16 protein-coding genes are annotated in these 17,499 nt (G+C 62.9%); 7 read left to right on the top strand and 9 right to left on the bottom strand.

Going from position 1 to position 17,499, the window contains the following annotated elements:
• The first annotated feature begins 38 nt into the window (after positions 1-38).
• Entirely contained in the window at positions 39-494 is a 456-nt protein-coding gene (locus BI364_RS12830; protein WP_070079086.1) for a hypothetical protein, read from the top strand.
• Positions 495-507: 13 nt separating this feature from the next.
• Here BI364_RS12830 and BI364_RS12825 read toward each other — a convergent pair whose 3' ends face one another.
• Positions 508-942 (bottom strand): DUF1841 family protein, encoded by a 435-nt coding sequence (locus tag BI364_RS12825; RefSeq protein WP_070079085.1) that lies wholly within the window; start codon positions 940-942, stop codon positions 508-510.
• A 57-nt stretch (positions 943-999) separates the two neighbouring features.
• A complete protein-coding gene (locus BI364_RS12820; protein WP_070079084.1) occupies positions 1,000-1,515 on the bottom strand; it encodes a GlcG/HbpS family heme-binding protein in 516 nt (171 codons plus the stop codon).
• Positions 1,516-1,705: 190 nt separating this feature from the next.
• Between BI364_RS12820 and BI364_RS12815 the strand changes: the two genes are divergently transcribed.
• The 3 genes from BI364_RS12815 to metX all read left to right on the top strand — a co-directional run bounded on the left by BI364_RS12815 (position 1,706) and on the right by metX (position 5,674).
• Positions 1,706-2,980, top strand: a complete 1,275-nt coding sequence (locus BI364_RS12815; protein WP_083251551.1) for an SAM-dependent methyltransferase — start codon at positions 1,706-1,708, stop codon at positions 2,978-2,980.
• A 104-nt stretch (positions 2,981-3,084) separates the two neighbouring features.
• Positions 3,085-4,458, top strand: a complete 1,374-nt coding sequence (locus tag BI364_RS12810) for a glycoside hydrolase 100 family protein (protein ID WP_070079083.1) — start codon at positions 3,085-3,087, stop codon at positions 4,456-4,458.
• A gap of 79 nt (positions 4,459-4,537) precedes the next feature.
• Positions 4,538-5,674, top strand: coding sequence for a homoserine O-acetyltransferase MetX (metX, locus tag BI364_RS12805; RefSeq protein ID WP_070079082.1), 1,137 nt, complete (start codon positions 4,538-4,540; stop codon positions 5,672-5,674).
• A 12-nt stretch (positions 5,675-5,686) separates the two neighbouring features.
• On the opposite strand, the gene BI364_RS17550 is transcribed toward metX, so the two are convergent.
• From BI364_RS17550 to BI364_RS12795, 3 genes are all read right to left on the bottom strand, one after another.
• Entirely contained in the window at positions 5,687-5,872 is a 186-nt protein-coding gene (locus tag BI364_RS17550) for a hypothetical protein (RefSeq protein WP_083251381.1), read from the bottom strand.
• Between the two features lie 8 nt (positions 5,873-5,880).
• Positions 5,881-6,195, bottom strand: coding sequence for a BolA family protein (locus BI364_RS12800; RefSeq protein WP_070080063.1), 315 nt, complete (start codon positions 6,193-6,195; stop codon positions 5,881-5,883).
• 203 nt (positions 6,196-6,398) lie between these two features.
• Entirely contained in the window at positions 6,399-7,190 is a 792-nt protein-coding gene (locus tag BI364_RS12795) for a TatD family hydrolase (protein WP_070079081.1), read from the bottom strand.
• A gap of 124 nt (positions 7,191-7,314) precedes the next feature.
• On the opposite strand from BI364_RS12795, the gene pepN reads away from it, so the two are divergent.
• The 3 genes from pepN to hemN all read left to right on the top strand — a co-directional run bounded on the left by pepN (position 7,315) and on the right by hemN (position 11,632).
• Positions 7,315-8,760, top strand: coding sequence for an aminopeptidase N (gene pepN, locus BI364_RS19000; protein WP_322111764.1), 1,446 nt, complete (start codon positions 7,315-7,317; stop codon positions 8,758-8,760).
• Positions 8,670-9,962, top strand: coding sequence for a DUF3458 domain-containing protein (locus BI364_RS18995; protein WP_322111763.1), 1,293 nt, complete (start codon positions 8,670-8,672; stop codon positions 9,960-9,962). The genes pepN and BI364_RS18995 overlap by 91 nt, the downstream gene beginning before the upstream one ends.
• A 287-nt stretch (positions 9,963-10,249) precedes the next feature.
• Positions 10,250-11,632: an oxygen-independent coproporphyrinogen III oxidase gene (hemN, locus tag BI364_RS12785; RefSeq protein ID WP_233279516.1), complete on the top strand. Its 1,383-nt coding sequence runs from the start codon at positions 10,250-10,252 to the stop codon at positions 11,630-11,632.
• Positions 11,633-11,663: 31 nt separating this feature from the next.
• On the opposite strand, the gene rodA is transcribed toward hemN, so the two are convergent.
• The 4 genes from rodA to BI364_RS12765 form a co-directional block, all read right to left on the bottom strand.
• The gene (gene rodA, locus BI364_RS12780) at positions 11,664-12,797 is read right to left on the bottom strand and encodes a rod shape-determining protein RodA (RefSeq protein ID WP_070079079.1); all 1,134 of its coding nucleotides are present in this window, start codon (positions 12,795-12,797) and stop codon (positions 11,664-11,666) included.
• Between the two features lie 28 nt (positions 12,798-12,825).
• Positions 12,826-14,016: a D-alanyl-D-alanine carboxypeptidase family protein gene (locus tag BI364_RS12775; RefSeq protein WP_070079078.1), complete on the bottom strand. Its 1,191-nt coding sequence runs from the start codon at positions 14,014-14,016 to the stop codon at positions 12,826-12,828.
• A gap of 63 nt (positions 14,017-14,079) precedes the next feature.
• Positions 14,080-15,993 carry a penicillin-binding protein 2 gene (mrdA, locus tag BI364_RS12770; protein WP_070079077.1) on the bottom strand — a complete coding sequence of 638 codons (1,914 nt, stop codon included), beginning with the start codon at positions 15,991-15,993 and terminating at the stop codon, positions 14,080-14,082.
• Between the two features lie 124 nt (positions 15,994-16,117).
• The gene (locus BI364_RS12765; protein ID WP_070079076.1) at positions 16,118-17,476 is read right to left on the bottom strand and encodes a UDP-glucose dehydrogenase family protein; all 1,359 of its coding nucleotides are present in this window, start codon (positions 17,474-17,476) and stop codon (positions 16,118-16,120) included.
• Positions 17,477-17,499 lie beyond the last annotated feature (23 nt).

Raw genomic sequence — 17,499 nt, 5'->3', positions numbered from 1 at the left:
GCAGCTCGGGCACGTGGACAGGCCAGCAGGTTGACTCCGTGTCATCCGACCCCCACTCCCTCCCCTCAATCGATTTTCAGACCCTCTATCGAGGGCGTACCGTTGGCATACTGCGCTGGCCGCAGCTCGATGCCTTCTGGTCGCACCTCAAGCCGCGTGCGGGCGAGGGCTGGTATGTCTACGCCGTTGGCGAGCCGCCTCCCCAGGTGCCGGCCGACGCCGATGCAGTGGTGCGTTTTATCGACGAGATCGATGCTTTGCTGAGGCGCGAGCACGATCATGATTATTGCGGCATCGTCTATGCCGACGATTTGGACGTCCCGCGTCTGATCAAGATTTTTGACCCGAACCACCTGGGTTCGTCCTGTGGTTCGAGCGTACATCCGCCGCCGCCGGGTTGGGTGCTGTCATTGGTGCCGCCGGTCGATCTGGCCGATGCGATGCCGCTGGCAAACAACCGTCGTCGTTGGTGGCAGCGGCTTTTCGGCGCCTGAGGCCGGGCGCTCCCTAAGTGCTTCTGGCCAGTCGCTGAGCGCATTCCAGGTATGCCGTCTCGTCGGGTGCGCGTCCCGAGCGCTGTGCCTCCCAGAGCGCGGTCCCCAGGCATTCCATCAATCCGTGTTCGGCCTCGTGAATATCGTTCAGACGCAGACACAGCCTTCGGTGGACCTCTGCCAGTCCCTGTGGTCGGTCGGTGGCGACCTGTTCGCGTATGGCGAGATGCATGCCGAGATGCAGGAAGGGGTTGCCCATGCCGTCATCCGGGCCATAGTCGCGTTCAAGGACATCGGTATCGGGCGAAAACAGTGCGTGGTATTCGGGGTGCACCGCGATGACGTCGGCGATCTGGAGGCCGAGGGCATCGAGCGGTTCCCCACGGCAATGGCGCTGCCAAGTCTCGATGTAGTAGCGGCGAATCTGGCCGCGATCATTTCCGAACATGCGGTTCCTCTGGCCCCCGTGGTTTGCTGGGGATTCATATGTCGTTCCGTGACGGGTTTAGCCGCCGGCCATGTCGAGGTCGGTCTGCAGGCTGTCTATCCCGGCCTTCGCGCAAGCTTGGTCGGTTTCCCCGGATGGCGCACCGCTAACCCCGATTGCGCCGACGAGGGTACCACCTGCATGAATGGGCAGGCCACCCGCGAACATCGCCATCCGGGGCATGCGGCCAAGCGGAGTTTCCGCTCGCGCGCTCAGCGCAGCCGTGGGCTGGTTGAAGGATAACGCGGTATAGGCCTTGTCGCGACTGATTGCGAGCGTGAGGTCCGAGGCCAGAGTATCGCGTAGCACGACCTGCACATTGCCACCGCGGTCAAGCAGGGTGACCGCAACCGACACGCCCTTGGCGCGACAGGAAAGCAAGGCGGTCTTGGCGATGTGCTGTGCCGTATCCAGTGTCAAACGGGGCAGTTTGACCATCAATGGGGCCTCTGCGTGGCTTGCCGGGGCAGCGAGCAGACATGCGCCCAGCGTGAGTGAGGGCAGGTAGCGAAGTGGGGCGGCGATTCCGGGCATGGGATTTGCTCCTCGTATGTTGGCACTGGGTTCGTGCCTTGTCGGTCGAATTTGTCGATCATTAATTATGATGGGTGAGTGGGGACCTTCTGCACGCGTGTTTGTCTATAGAGTTTAGGTGATGGTTCGGGAGCCAGAAATGACCGACCATCTTTAAATGTCCATGATGCGTATTGCCGATGAGGGAGCCATGTCCGGACGATCTCAAGAGCTTGGCGGGTCAACGCGGCCCGCCGCGACCACGCTTCACAAACACCCGCTTGTCCTGTCTCCAGCCAGCTTGCTGCGGCGATTACTGGCGGGGTGTATCCGTGGCGCACGTCTATCCGTGCGCCTGCCGGATGGAGAAACCCTGCATTTCGGGGAAGGTGATCTCCGTGCCGAATTGGTGATCCATCGCCGCTCGGCGTTGCGCCGTATCTTGCAGGATCCAGAATACGAGCTTGGCGAAACCTACATGGACGGTGGCTGGGACCCCGGCCAGGGCGGTCTGCGCAATCTGCTGCGGGTACTGATGAGCAGCTTCACCGAGGCGCCGCCACACGGGCTCGGACGGGTAATCCTACCACTGGTGAAGCTGGTGCAGGAGGGCAACCGGATCGGGCGGGCACGCCGCAACGTGGCGCATCATTACGATCTCGACGAATCTTTGTTCCGCACTTTTTTGGACGAAGGCATGTTCTATTCCTGTGCATACTTCGAGCGGGAAGACATGAGTCTGGAGGCCGCGCAGCAGGCCAAGTGTCGGCACATCATGCGTAAATTGCAGCCGAAACCTGGCGAACGCATCCTCGATATCGGCTCGGGCTGGGGCGGGCTGGCGATCTACCTGGCGGAACATGCCGACGTGGAGGTCGATGGGCTGACGCTCTCCAAGGAGCAGCTACGAGTGGCCGAGGCCGAGGCCGCGCGCCGTGGGGTGTCGGACCGCGTGCATTTCCACTTGCGCGATTACCGCGAACACACCGGGCAGTACGATCGTATCGTCAGCGTCGGTATGTTCGAGCATGTGGGCGAGCCGAACTACTCGGCCTTTTTCGGTCAAGTCGAGTCGCTGCTGGCGCCGCACGGCGTGGCCTTGCTGCACACCATCGGCGCGAACAATGAGGCCGGTGCGACCAATGCCTGGATCCGCGAGCACATTTTTCCCGGTGGCTTCATCCCGGGGCTGTCCCAGATCAGCCGCGAGGTCGAACGTACTGGGCTGATGCAGACCGATGTCGAAATTCTGCGCCTGCATTACGCCTGGACGTTGGCCGAATGGTATCGGCGTTTCCAGGCCCATCGCGTTGAAATCGCTGAGCGCATGGGTGAGCGTTTCTGTCGGATGTGGGAGTTTTATCTCGCGGTCAGTGAGGGATCTTTCCTGTGGCGCGATCTCGTGGTGTTCCACATCCAGCTTAGTCGCGCCCATGGCGCGGTCCCGACGACGCGCGATTACCTCTACGCCGATAGGGAACGCTAGTACCCTGCGACGCGCTCCAGTAGTCTCCGGGGTATTCCTTCCCATATGCGACGCGTACGGGTGACCCTAGCCTGGAGAATCGAGTGAGCGAACACGTGCTGGCAATGCCGATCGAAACCGAGGCCATGCGGGAGGCGCATCGGCTGCTGACCGAGTCGTTGATTTATTTCGATGGCGACCCCGTGGGTACGCGTGCGGCATTGAGTACCTGGACCGCGGCGGAAAATTACGCCGACTGCTTCATCCGCGACTTCGTGCCCTCGGCCCTGGTGTTCCTGTTCGAGGGGCGGTATGACGTGGTGCGCAATTTTCTGCGCGTGGCCTTGCGCATCCGCGATCTGCAGGAGGAAATGGAGGGACATCGCGGGCTGCCGCGCGTGATGCCGGCGAGTTTCCGTGTGGAGCGCCTGGCCGACGGGCATGAGTCATTGCATGCTGATTTCGGTGATCGAGCCATTGGCCGCGTGGCGCCGGTGGATTCGATGATGTGGTGGGTGCTGTTGTTGCAGGCCTATGTACACGTGACCGGCGACACCGAGCTGGCAGCGGACCGCGCGTTTCAGCGTGGATTACAGTCGATTCTGGGGGTGCTGCTCAACGACCGCTTCGAGGTGTTTCCCACCCTGCTGGTGCCTGATGGTTCGTTCATGATTGATCGGCGCATGGGCGTGTACGGCCATCCTCTGGAGATACAGGCACTTTTTTTCGGCAGCCTCAATGCGCTGTCCGAGCTGCTGATACCGAACGAAGCGACGACTCCGATGCTGGAGCATGCCGTGAAACGTCGCGTCCAGTTGACCGAGTATGTGCGCCAATTTTATTGGTTCGATCTGGCCCGCCTCAATGAAATCCATCGCTACGAGACCGAGGCCTTTGGCCAGGATGCGGCCAATCCGCTCAACATCTATCCGGAGAGCATCCCGGATTGGGTGGTGGACTGGTTGCCGGATCAGGGCGGGTATCTGCTCGGCAACCTAGGACCTGGGCGTATGGATTTCCGCTTTTTCGCCTTTGGCAATCTGCTATCGGTGATCTTCGGTCTGGCGACGCCTGCTCAGTCCGAGGCGATCATGAATCTTTACGAGGCCCAGTGGTCGGATTTGGTGGGCCGCATGCCGGTGAAGCTGATCTATCCCGCCATGGCGGGTTTGGAGTGGCAGCTCCTGACGGGTTCGGACCCCAAAAATACGCCTTGGTCCTATCATAACGGCGGCAATTGGCCGGCGTTGCTATGGACCTTCGCGGGTGCGGCCATGCGCACCGGCCGCGGCGATCTGGCGCGTCGCGCTCTGGAGATCGCTGAGCCGCGGCTCTTGGTGGACGACTGGCCGGAATACTACGATGGCCGCCACGGCCGTCTGGTCGGACGCCGCGCGAACACACGGCAAACCTGGAGTGCGGCGGCGTTGCTGGTCGCGCACGGACTGATACGCGAGCCGGATCGTTTGGCTTTCTGGGCGGCGCCGGCAGGGGTGTGACGGGCTGGTATTTCGATCCCCGATTGGCGAGAATGGCAGAATAGTTGACTGCCACACTCGGAAAATAGGACGTGCGCCGATGCCCTCAACAGTCCTTGCCAATCAACCGTCGGCCGATGGCCCCGTGCCGTCCCGCGGGACGCGTAGCCTTAGCCTGGAGAAGCCGTTCTCGTTTTATCGCGGAGGCGTGCTACCGCGACTTGAAATCTCCTACGAAAGCTGGGGTACATTGAATGCAGCGCGCGACAACGCGGTACTGATCTTCAGCGGTCTGTCGGCCAATGCGCATGTTGCGACCTCGGTCTGCGATCCCCAGCCGGGCTGGTGGGAGTACATGCTGGGACCGGGCAAGCCGCTCGACACGAACCGGCACTACGTCATTTGCGTCAATTCGCTGGGTAGTTGCTACGGTAGTACCGGCCCCGCATCGATTGACCCGGCCACTGGCCGACCCTATGGTCCCGACTTCCCGCGCCTGTCGGTGGAGGACATCGCCGCCGCTGGGCGTGAACTATTGCGTGCACTGGGGTTGCGCCGTTTATCGGCGATGGTCGGCGCTTCGCTCGGCGGGATGAGCGCATTGGCCTTTGCACTGCAGACGCCGGAAATGCTCGACCGGCTGGTGCTGATCAGCTCGGCGGCCCACCCCAGTGCGCACGCCATTGCCATGCGTTCCCTGCAGCGCGAGATCGTGCGTGCGGACCCGGCTTGGGCCGATGGGCGCTACACCGCGCCGGGTCCCGTCGATGGCATGCGTCTGGCACGTAAACTCGGTATTTCCTGCTACCGCTCGCCGGAGGAGTGGGAGCAGCGTTTCGGCCATCGACGCGCGTCTGCGCATTCGGCGGCGGATCAGTTCGAGGTTGAGTCCTATCTGGCTCACAATGCGAGCAAGTTCGCACTAGGCTTCGACGCCAATGCCTATCTGGCGCTTTCTCGGGCGATGGACGATTTCGATGCGGCCGATCATGGCGATGGCGAGTTGGACGCCGCGCTGGCACGTCTCGGCGGACTTGAGGCGTTGGTGATCGGGGTGCGTACCGATACCCTGTTTCCGGAATCCCAGCAGCGGGCGCTGGCCGATGGTTTGCGGCGCGCCGGCGCGCGGGTGCGCTATGCAGGCCTGGACTCGCCGCAGGGACACGATGCCTTCCTGATCGACGAGCCCCGTTTTGCGCCGGTCATGCGGGATTTCTTTGCCGCGGACGCGGGCTAACCTAGCGTTCCCTCAGTGTGTTTCGAGGCGTGTTTTGCCGCAGCGTGAGCAGCGGTAGAGGGTTATGAGGCGTCCCTGCTTGACGTCGAATTGGCGATCTTTCTCCACGACCCACTTGTGAAAACCTCGGCGGCACAAGGTGTTACCCCGGTGGGTGTCCGAGGCGCTGGGGCGCTTGAAGGGAATGACGTCACCCATGCACGCGATCAGCTCTTGCCGCCACCCATGCAGGGCGGGGAGGCAGCCACTTGGCCTGCGCGCTCGAACCATTCCTCCGGGCTCAGGGTGTGCAGGGCAAGGGCGTGCAGCGGGCCGGCGAGTTCATCGGCAAGCAGTTCGTTGACCGTGCGATGGCGCTGGATCAGGCGCTGGCCGACAAAGCGATCGCTGACGACGGTGACCTTGAAGTGAGACTCCGAGCCTGGCGGCACGTTGTGATTGCCGCTCTCGTTGATCACCTCGATGAATTCTGGACTCAGTGCCCGAGAGAGTGTCTGTTCGATGTGCTGCTGCAGGGACATGGCATGCATCCGTGTGTATCCGCGACTAGCATAGCGCGGAGGCGGCACCACAAACATCAAATTTTCATGGGACCGGCCCAAGCCGTCGGTACCCTCGTCGAAGGTTGTTCGAAGTTGGGCCTGCCGGTATGAAGACGGGCGCTGCGTTAGACCGACGCGGTCGTCGCGCCCTCTCTCGATATGGGGGGCGACGAGCAGGTGTTTCAATCCAGGGCGTAAAAGGCGCGCGCAGTGTCGGTAGACTGGCGCGCGACCTCGTCCGGTGTGCGCCCGACTGCCTCCGCTACGGCTTGCAGGATGTGTGGCAGGTAGGCGGGCTCGTTGCGGCGTGAATGTGGCTTGGGACGCATATCTCTCGGTAGCAGATAGGGGGCGTCGGTCTCGATCATCAGGCGGTCAGATGGGATGCGGCGGATGAATTCGCGTAGATGATGGCCACGACGCTCGTCGCAGATCCAGCCCGTGATACCGATGTGCAGATCGAGGTCGAGATAGGCCGTCAGCTCATCCTCGTTGCCAGTGAAGCAATGCACCACCACTCGGCTCAAGCGGTCGCGGTGGTGGCGCAGGATGGCAATGAAGCGGTCGTGCGCCTCGCGCTCGTGCAGGAAGGCGGGCAGGCCGAGTTCAATCGCCAGTTCGAGCTGGCTCTCGAAGACGTGCTCCTGCACCTCGCGTGGCGAGTAGTCCCGATTGAAATCCAGCCCGGCTTCGCCGATGGCGCGCACTTTAGGATGTTCGTTTGCGAGCGCGCGCAGGGTCGCCGCGGTGCTGTCACCCCAGGTCACGGCGCGATGCGGGTGGACGCCGACGGTGGCGTAGAGGTGTTCCGGGTATCGATCCGCCAGCGTTACGCTCAGTTCGCTGTCTTCGAGATCGGAACCGGTGCAGATCAGGCGCGTGACCCCGGCTTCAAGCGCGCGCTTGAGCACTGCATGCTCGTCCGCGCGGAAGCCGCTGTGGGCGAAATTGAAACAAATATCAATCAGTTCCATGGGTTTGAATAGGGGGTGTTGGCGGGCGCGAAACTATAACATCCGAGGTGCTCGGCGTGGCTGCCGGGGTGCGAGTGGGGGTGTAACATACGAGGTTCGGCCCATCCCATGAGGAGCACCCGGCATGAAGGAAGCGACGCCCAGGACCATCTATCTGAAGGATTACAGTCCCCCGGACTTTCTCATCAATGAGACGGTGCTGCGTTTTGAGCTGGGCGACGAGACCACGCGTGTGGTCTCGCATCTGCGCATCCGGCGTTCAGCCACGGCCGATACGGCAGCGCCACTGGTACTCGACGGCGAAAATCTGGCGCTGGTCTCCGTGGCGCTAGGCGGTAAGCCGTTACCTGCGGAGGCCTATCTTGTCGACGACAAGTCGCTGACCCTGCCGAACGTCCCCGATGCCTTCGAACTGACGGTCGAGACGTGTCTGCGTCCTCAGGACAACACCCGCCTCGAAGGTCTGTACCGCTCTTCGGGCAATTTCTGCACGCAGTGCGAGGCCGAGGGTTTCCGCCGCATCACCTACTATCTCGACCGACCCGACGTGCTGAGTGTATTCACCACCACGGTGGTGGCCGATGCCGCGAAATACCCGGTGCTGCTGTCCAACGGCAACCCCGCAGCGTCGGGGCTGCTCGAAGACGGGCAGCATTATGCGACCTGGCACGACCCGTATCCCAAGCCTAGTTACCTGTTCGCGCTAGTCGCTGGCGATCTGGCTTGCCATCGCGATGAATATGTCACCGCTTCTGGCCGTCGCGTCGACCTGCGCATCTATGTCGAGGCGCACAACGCAGACAAGTGCGCGCATGCGATGGCCTCGGTGAAAAAGTCGATGCAGTGGGACGAGGAGCGCTTCGGCCTGGAGTACGACCTCGACATCTACATGATCGTCGCGGTCGACGACTTCAACATGGGGGCGATGGAGAACAAAGGGCTCAACGTCTTCAACTCCCGCTTTGTCCTGGCACGACCTGACACCGCCACCGACGACGACTACGAACATATCGAGGGCGTCATCGCCCACGAGTACTTCCACAACTGGACCGGCAATCGCGTCACCTGCCGCGACTGGTTCCAGCTTTCCCTCAAGGAAGGGCTCACGGTGTTCCGCGACCAGAGCTTCACCGCCGAGATGACCTCGGGTACGGTCAAGCGTATCGGCGACGTGAGGCGACTGCGCACCCATCAGTTCGCGGAGGATGCCGGTCCCATGGCGCACCCGGTGCGTCCGGCCGCCTACATGGAGATCAACAACTTCTACACCGTGACGGTGTACGAGAAGGGCGCCGAGGTCGTACGCATGTACGAGACCTTGCTCGGACGCGATGGCTTCCGGCGCGGCATGGACCTGTACTTCAAGCGCCACGACGGACAGGCGGTGACCACCGACGACTTCCTAGCCGCGATGACCGACGCCAACGGCGCCGATCTTGAACAATTCCGCCGCTGGTACGACCAGGCCGGCACCCGAGGGTGGCGGTCGAGGACGAGTGGGAGCCGGAAGCAGGACGCTACACGCTGCGTCTGCGCCAGTCCTGCTCACCGACGCCCGGACAGCCGGTGAAGCTGCCCTTTCTGATCCCGCTGCGCATCGGCCTGGTCGGGCCGGACGGTGCCGACCTGCCGATGCGGCTGGAGGGCGAGACCGACGGCGGCGCGACCGACCGGGTGTTCCGTCTGAGCGATGCCGAGCAGGTACTGTGTTTCACGGGCCTGCCCGTGCGTCCAGTGCCCTCGCTCAATCGCGGCTTCTCGGCGCCGATTCGAGTGGAATACCCCTACGTCTCGTCGACGCTTGCCTTCCTCGCCGCGCACGACAATGACCCCTTCAATCGTTGGGACGCGGGCGAGCGCCTCGCGCTGTCCGTGCTGCTCGATCTCGTTGAAGACGTACGCGCCGGGCGGGCGCTGGCGCTGCCGGCGGGCTTCGTTGAGGCCTTCGCGGCGGTGCTTGGCGATGAGTGCCTGGAGCCCAATCTGCGCGCTGAAATGCTGAGCCTTCCCGGCGAGGCCTGGCTCGCCGAACAGTTCGATACCGTCGACCCGGACGCGATTCACGCAGCACGCGAATACGTGCGCCGGGCGCTGGCCACGGAACTGGAGGCGCAGTGGCTGGTCGCCTACCACGGACACGCGCCGGAGGCGGTCTACCGCTACACGCCGGATGAGGCCGGTCGGCGCGCCTTGCGCAATCTGGCGCTGGTCTATCTCGCGTCTCTTGACAGCCCCGCAGGCGCGCGCCTCGCTGAGACGCAGTTTCATGAGGCCGATAACATGACCGATGCCATGGGTGCACTCGGTGCGCTGATGCTGACCGAAGATCCTGCGTACGGGGTCGCGCTCGCCGCGTTCTACGAGCGCTGGCAGAGCGATACCCTGGTGCTGAACAAGTGGTTCGGCCTGCAGGCGGCGCGGCAGCATTCGGATACCCTCGCCGAGGTCGAGCGTCTGATGGCACATCCAGCCTTTTCCCTGGGCAATCCCAATCGCGTATATGCCCTGCTGGGCGGCTTCATGATGGCCAATCCGACGGGTTTTCACGCCGCCGACGGCAGTGGTTATCGCTTCGCCGCTGATCAGGTGCTGGCCCTGGACGCGCGTAACCCGCAGGTCGCGGCCCGTTTAGTCAAGGTGTTTAGCCGTTGGCGGCGCTACGACGTCGGCCGCCAGGCGTTGATGCGCGCCGAGCTGGAACGCCTCAAGGCGCAGGAGCTGTCGCCCGACGTGTACGAGATCGTCAGTAAGAGCCTGGCTGACGCGGCATAGCATCGGTGAATCCGGGCCGACGGGGCATGGGCGGGTGCCCCGAGCAATCGGACAGGTTGGGGATATCCGAGCCGGCGGCGCGTCTGGCTGGTAGGGCGATGGATGTCACTTCGGCGCGTATTTCGCCTTCCCGCGGCTGCTTTCTGAATCGCCGGTCATCCACCGCAGTGGACGGCTGGCGATTGCCGTGCAGTTGATCTGGGCCAATTGCACGGCCTTGCATCCGGCTTACACTACGTTCTGGGTGTGGCGGTCGATCCGCACACCGGATGCGCCGGGGAGCCGCCTTGAGTACGCACAATCAGACAGTCCGTTTCGACGCCGACCTGATCCGCCGCTACGATCATGCCGGTCCGCGCTATACCTCATATCCGACCGCGGTGCAGTTCGACGAAGCCTTCGACGAAACATGCTATCGGCAGGCGGCGCACACGAGCAACGCAGGCGCGCGAGCGCTGTCGTTGTATTTCCATCTGCCGTTCTGTAATACGGTCTGCTATTACTGCGCCTGCAACAAGATCGTGACCAAGGATCGCTCGCGCGCCGGGCCCTATCTCGAACGCTTGCATCGCGAGATCGAGCTGCAGGCCCGGCTGTTCGGCGCTGGCCGGACGGTGGCGCAGCTGCACTGGGGCGGCGGCACACCGACCTTTCTCTCGCATGCAGAGATGGCGTCGCTCATGGCCGCGACGCGCCGGCATTTCGCTCTGGCCGAGGATGGCGAATACTCCATCGAGGTCGATCCGCGCGAAGCGGGGCCGGGTACCATCGAGCTGTTGGGCGAACTCGGCTTCAATCGCCTGAGCTTGGGCGTGCAGGACTTCGACCCCCGCGTGCAGCGCGCCGTCAACCGCATCCAGGGGGAGGCGGAGACCCTGGGGGTGATTGAGCGCGCGCGCGCCGCGGGTTTCCGCTCGGTGAGCGTCGACCTGATCTACGGCTTGCCGTTCCAGAGCGTCGCGAGCTTTGCCGCCACGGTGGACAAGGTCATCGCGGCGGCGCCGGATCGTTTGTCGGTGTTCAACTACGCCCATCTGCCCGAACGCTTCAAGCCGCAGCGGCGGATCAACACAGAGGATCTGCCCGGCGCGGCGGATAAGCTCGCGATCCTGGAGGACACCATCAGCCGCCTGGGTGACGCCGGCTATATTTACATCGGCATGGATCACTTCGCCCGCCCGGACGACGAACTGGCGGTCGCTCAGCGTGAGGGCACGCTCTATCGTAACTTCCAGGGTTACTCCACCCATGCCGATTGCGATCTCGTGGCCATGGGCGTGACCGCGATCGGCTCGCTGGGCAATGTTTACGCGCAGAATGTGCGGACCGAGGCGGAATATGCCGAGCGTCTGGATGCGGGCCGGCTCGCGGTGTTTCGCGGCGTCGCGCTAAGCGCCGACGATGTGCTCCGGCGCGATGTGATCTCTGCGCTGATCTGTCATTTTCGTCTCGACTACGCCGCCGTCGAGACGGTGCACGGGATCGTGTTCGGCGACTATTTCGCTGTCGAACTGGTGGCGCTGGCCGACATGCGCGACGACGGCCTCCTACGTATGGATGCGCGAGGCCTGGAGGTGACGCCGGCTGGACGTCTGCTCATCCGCAATATCTGCATGATCTTCGACGCGTACCTCACGACTGCACGCGCGGCCTATTCCAAGGTGATCTAGGCATGCGTCGAGCGGCTGCCGGCGACGTGGTCTAGCGCATCAGCCGGCGGTGGCCGGCAATGCTTTGTAGCAAGCCCATCGCCGCGGCCATGGTCACGAGGGAGGTGCCGCCGTAGCTCATGAACGGCAAGGGCACGCCGACCACAGGGAGTAGACCCATGGTCATACCGACGTTGATGAACACATACATGGCGAAGGTCAGCGAGAGACTACCCGCGAGTAAGCGGGAGAAGTTGTCGTCGGCGCGCCAGGCGATGTACAGCCCGCGCAGGATGATGAAGGCATACGCGCTCAATAGGGCAATCGTGCCCGCGAGGCCGAATTCCTCGCCGAATACCGCGAAGATGAAGTCCGTGCGACTTTCCGGCAAAAACCCGAGTTGTGCCTGTGGCGCGTGTAGCCAGCCAAGGCCATAGAGGCCGCTGGAGCCAATGGCGATGGTCGATTGGATGATATGGTATCCAGCGCCCAGCGGTGACCGTTGCGGGTCCAGGAAGGTGAGGATGCGCGCCTGCTGATACGCATGCATGAAGTGCCAGGCCACCGGGATCAGAGCGGCAGCGGCCACGGCCCCGATGAGTAGGTAGCGATAAGGGACGCCGGCCAGAAAAATCACCACCAGTCCAGTAATGACGATGAGCATGGCGGTGCCAAGATCGGGTTCCTTGGCGATCAGTGCCACCGGGACCGCGATCAACAGCAGTGCCATCAGCAGATGGGGTAGGTTGAGCGGTAGAGGCCGGCGGCTGAACAGATAGGCCAATGCCATGGGCAACGCCAGCTTCATGAATTCGGAGGGCTGCAGGCGGACAGGGCCCAGGTCGAGCCAGCGGCGGGCACCCAGTGCGGTTTCGCCAAGGCCGAGCACCGCGATCAGCATCAATACGGCGAATAAGTAGGCATAAGGACTCAGGCGCCGCCAGCGTTGCGGCGGTATCTGTGCGATGCCAATCATGATCGTGAGTGCTACGGCGAATTTCCCGCCCTGGTGCCAGACCGTTGTGATGTCCTGACCGGAGGCGCTGTAGAGTACGAGTTCTCCCACGCAGAATATGGCGAGAATGCCGGTTACCAGCGGCCAGTCGAGGCGAATTCGTCCCAGTAACCCGATCCACCTATGACGCACGTTCTGGCCGAGGCTGCCGTTGAAATAGAGGCTGTCCATGTGGTTGTGCGGCCCTCTTCGTAGCCCGTTATAGCCAGCGCGACAATCGCGATGTGATGCGCTGGAAGGTGTTTTCCCGTGCGGCCGCGTGCAATGCGATTGCCGGAGCATGGGCGATGGTACGCCCATCGAGTCGGACCTTCAGTTCTCCGATGGCCTGGTGGCGAGCGACTGGTGCGCGCGCGTTTCGGTCGAGCGTCAGGCGTATGTGCAGCGCATGATAACTGCCGCGTGGCACGAGGACCGTCAATGGTTGTGCCACGCTCAATGGGATCTTATGTGCAGCATCCCGAATGTGTACCCGTCGGAGTGCTTCGTCTGGTCGGTACAGTACGTGCGCGGTGAAATTGTCGAAGCCCCAGGAGAGCAGTGCGTAGGCTTGTGCCGCGATGTGGGAGAAGGCATGCGCGACGCTGCGATGCTCGCCGGGGGTATCCATGACAGTGGCGATCAGTGTGGTGCCATCTTGGCGTGCGGCGGCGACGATGCCGTAACCGCGCGTGCCATCGCCGACCGTCAACCCCAGCGCCGATGGGTCGCGTTCGAGCAGGCGGTCGAAGTTATATTGCGCGATGCCGTCCCAGCGCATGGATTGGTGACGGAAATAACCCAGATCCTGCGGGAAACGGTCGACCACTGCGGCGGCGAGCCGCGCGGCGTCCAGGGCGGTGGTGCGCGAAGCCTTCATGTTCAGTCCATCGACCGAGGCATAGTGCGTCTGTTCGAGACCGAGTGCATGAGCCGTCTGGTTCATCAGGCTCAGTGCCGATGCACGAGTCCCGGCGATGCCCTGGGCCAGGCAGACTGCGGCGTCGTTGCCGCCGTCTGTGATCAGGCCATCGAGTAGATGTGCCACGCTGACCTGCGTGTCGGGCTTGAGGAACATCGACGAACCTGGCGTGCGCCACGCAGCGACGCTGACCGGCAAGCGGTTTGAGGGGGCTAGGCGATGTGCCGCCATTTCTTCGAATACGAGATAGGCGAGCATCAACTTGGTGCTCGCCGCTGGGCTGACCGAGTGATTTGGATTTTGAGTTGCCAGCAATTGACCGTTGGTTGCATCGAGCAAGGCATAGCCCCCTGTGTTCAGGCGTGGGGCCGGAGGTATCAAGAGGCTGACCGAGGGGGGGGTATCCGGTATCGGCGCGGCGGCGTGACTGGTGCCGGCGATGGCGAGCAGCGCGAGGCAGGTGAGTAATCGGAGGGGGGGCGGAGACATCGCATCGCGGGTGATTCCTGCCGTTTCGGGATCTTCATCTTGACCGGATGCCTAGCGACAAGTTCAGTGCGTTGCGGCGCGCTTGAAGGGTTGCAGGCTTAACGGGGCAACTGGGTGCTCGATCGCTTGTCGGTGCGCCAGCCAGTAATTCATGATCTTGCGCGTCACGCCTGATGCGGGCCCGAGCCGATCGCCGGCATGTTCCACAATGACAACCACGACGAGTTCGGGGTGCTTTACGGGCGTGAATGCCTCGAACAAGGCGTTGTCGCGCAGACGATAGGGAATATGAAGCCGTTTCAGGAAGGGGTTTTTGGGATTGGCATAGACCTGTGCGGTGCCCGTCTTGCCGGCAACCGGCAACGGGAATCCATGAAATTCCTGGTAGGCGGTGCCGGCCGGTGAATCGATCACTGCCTGCATGCCGGCGATCACGTCGCCCCAGTAGGCCTCGTGTTTGAGTGTGATGGCAGGTAGCGGTTGGGAGGGGAGAGCTTCGATCCGGCCATCGACGGGATTGCGTATCGCGCGCAGCAGGTGCGGTCGGCTGGCATGCCCACGCATGGCAATTTCGGACACGGCGGTGGCCAGTTGCAGTGGTGTTACCTGGAGATAGCCTTGGCCAATACCCATCAGAACCGTATCGCCTGGATACCAGGGATGCCCCTGGGTGCGCCGCTTCCAGGCGGGTGATGGCAGTACGCCGGCGGCTACGCCGGGCATGCCCAACGGTGGCCGTTGGCCGAAGCCGAAGCGGGATAGCATGTCGTCGATGCGTCGGATCCCTAGCTGGTAGGCTAGTGGATAAAAATAGGTATCTACCGACTGGGCAATCGCCTTCGTGAGGTTGGTCCAGCCATGCCCGTAAGGCGTCCAATCCCAGAATTTGTGGCGAGTCTTGTCGCCGGGGATGATGTAGTAGGGGCCGGAAAACACCTCGGTCTGGGGCTTGATGATCCGCGCGTTCAAGCCGGCCAATGCGATGAATGGTTTGATCATCGATCCGGGCGCATAGCTGGCGGCAAAGGCGCGGTTCCAGAGTGGGTTGCCGGGACTGCCCACCAGTTCCTGGTACCGTCGACTGGAGATGCCATCGACGAACCAGTTCGGGTTGTAGGCGGGGTTGGAGACGGCGGCCAGAATCGCGCCGCTGCGGGGGTTCATGACCACCACTGCGCCACGCTTGCCCTTCATGGCCTGCTGTGCAACCCGCTGCAGCCCTATGTCCAGGGTCAGGATCAAATCGGCACCGGGAGTCGGTAATTGACGCTTAAGCGCCCCTACCGGCTGGCCGTCGGCATCGACCTCCATGACTTTATAGCCCGGATGTCCGTGCAATCGCGATTGATCGGTGAGTTCCAGGCCACTCTTGCCGAAGTACACCGTCCCCGCGTAATCGCTGGGATCGACATGCTTGAGGTCTGTTTCGCTGATACGGCCTACATAGCCAATCGTGTCTGCGGTCAGGGCGGTATATGGATAGTAACGCCGTAGGCGCGATTGGATTTCCACACCGGGGAAACGATAGCGGTTGACGGCGAAGCGGGCCACCGTTGCCTGACTGAGATGGGTCGCCAGAGGGATCTCTCGGTAGCCAGGGGTGATCGAACGCAACGCCTTGAAACTGCGCAAATCTTCGGGTGACAGCGTGACGATCTTGGCCAGCGCCTTCAATGTGGAGGCTAGGTCATGCGTCTCATCGGGGATCACAGCCAGGGTATAACTGGGTACGTTCTCGGCCAGCAATTGCCCGCTGCGGCTGTAGATCAGGCCACGGGGCGGCGGAATCGGTTGTACCCGGACACGGTTTTCGCGAGCGGCCTGCGCGTAATCCTTGTGATCGAATATCTGTAATTGCACCAATCTTGCGATTGCCGCCATGAATAGGAGGATGACGGCGAGTGCCGTGACGAGAGTGCGGTAGTTGAACAGTCGCTTCTGACTGGCCGGGTCTGCGAGTGGGTCCCGTCGCTTCACTGATTCCGTTCGCTGCTGTGGGGCCGCCGACGGGGCGGCGGCCCAGGTTCAGCCGAGTTGGACCAGTCGACGCGGAAAATGTTCAGTGTGCCAACGCTGGAGGCCGATTCGGCTTGCGTAGTGCTCAGCGAACCGTGCGCGCCTCGGTGTTGCCGTTCACGCCTGGGCGCCCGATGGCGAGGTACTGGAATCCGAGTTGCTGCATGAGTTTGGGGTCGTAGAGGTTGCGCCCGTCGAGGATGAGGGGTTGTTTGAGTTTTTGTTTGAGGGTGTCGAAGTCTGGGCTTCTGAAGTGGGTCCATTCGGTGACGATGAGGAGGGCGTCGGCGTCGTCGAGGGTGGCCTCGGGGCTATCGCAGAGGGTGAGGTCGTCGCGCTCGCCGTAGAGTCTGTGGCATTCGTCCATGGCGACCGGGTCGTAGGCGCGGACTCGCGCGCCGGATTCCCAGAGGGCCTCCATGAGGACCCGACTGGGGGCCTCGCGCATATCGTCGGTGTTGGGCTTGAAGGCCAACCCCCAGAGGGCGAAGGTGCGGCCCTTGAGATTGCCGTCGAAATGGGCGTGCAGCTTGTCGAACAGGCGCTGCTTCTGGCGGTCGTTGACCGCCTCGACGGCGGCGAGCAGCTCGGCCTGATAGCCCGCGGCGCGGGCGGTGCGCTCAAGGGCCTTCACGTCCTTGGGGAAGCACGAGCCGCCGTAGCCGCAGCCCGGATAGATGAAGTGATAGCCGATGCGCGGGTCCGAGCCGATACCCACGCGCACCGCCTCGATGTCTGCGCCCAGGCGCTCGGCCAAGTTGGCCAGCTCGTTCATGAAGCTGATCTTGGTGGCGAGCATGGCATTGGCCGCGTACTTGGTCAGCTCGGCGGAGCGCACATCCATCAGCACCACACGCTCGTGGCTGCGGTTGAAGGGGGCGTAGAGCGCGCGCATCAGCTCGCCGGTGCGGGGATTGTCGGTGCCGACGACGATACGGTCGGGCTTCATGAAGTCCTCGATGGCCGCGCCCTCCTTGAGGAACTCCGGATTCGAGACCACATCGAACTCGACCTCGGCGCCACGCGCATCGAGGGCCCCCTGCAGTGTCTGGCGGACGCGGTCGGCGGTGCCGACGGGGACGGTGGATTTGTTGACCACGATGCGGTAGTCGTCCATATGCTGGGCGACGGTGCGGGCGACCTCGAGGACGTGGCGCAGATCGGCGGAGCCATCCTCGTCGGGTGGCGTGCCGACGGCGATGAACTGGAACAGGCCGTGTTTGACGCCCTCGGCGGCGTCGAGGGTGAAGCGCAGGCGTCCGGCGGCGGCGTTATCGCGCACGAGCTTGTCGAGGCCGGGCTCGTAGATGGGGATATCGCCTTGTTCGAGGCGCTGGATCTTGTCGGGATCGACGTCGACGCAGAGCACATGATTGCCCACCTGGGCCAGGCAGGCGCCCGTTACCAAGCCTACATAGCCAGATCCGTATATCGTGATCTTCATGGTGCGTGTATAGTCTCCACCCT

This window comes from Acidihalobacter yilgarnensis (assembly GCF_001753245.1).
Taxonomy (GTDB): Bacteria; Pseudomonadota; Gammaproteobacteria; order DSM-5130; family Acidihalobacteraceae; genus Acidihalobacter; species Acidihalobacter yilgarnensis.
Note: the sequence above shows the minus strand (reverse complement) of the source record. Positions and strands in the feature narration are given on the sequence as shown.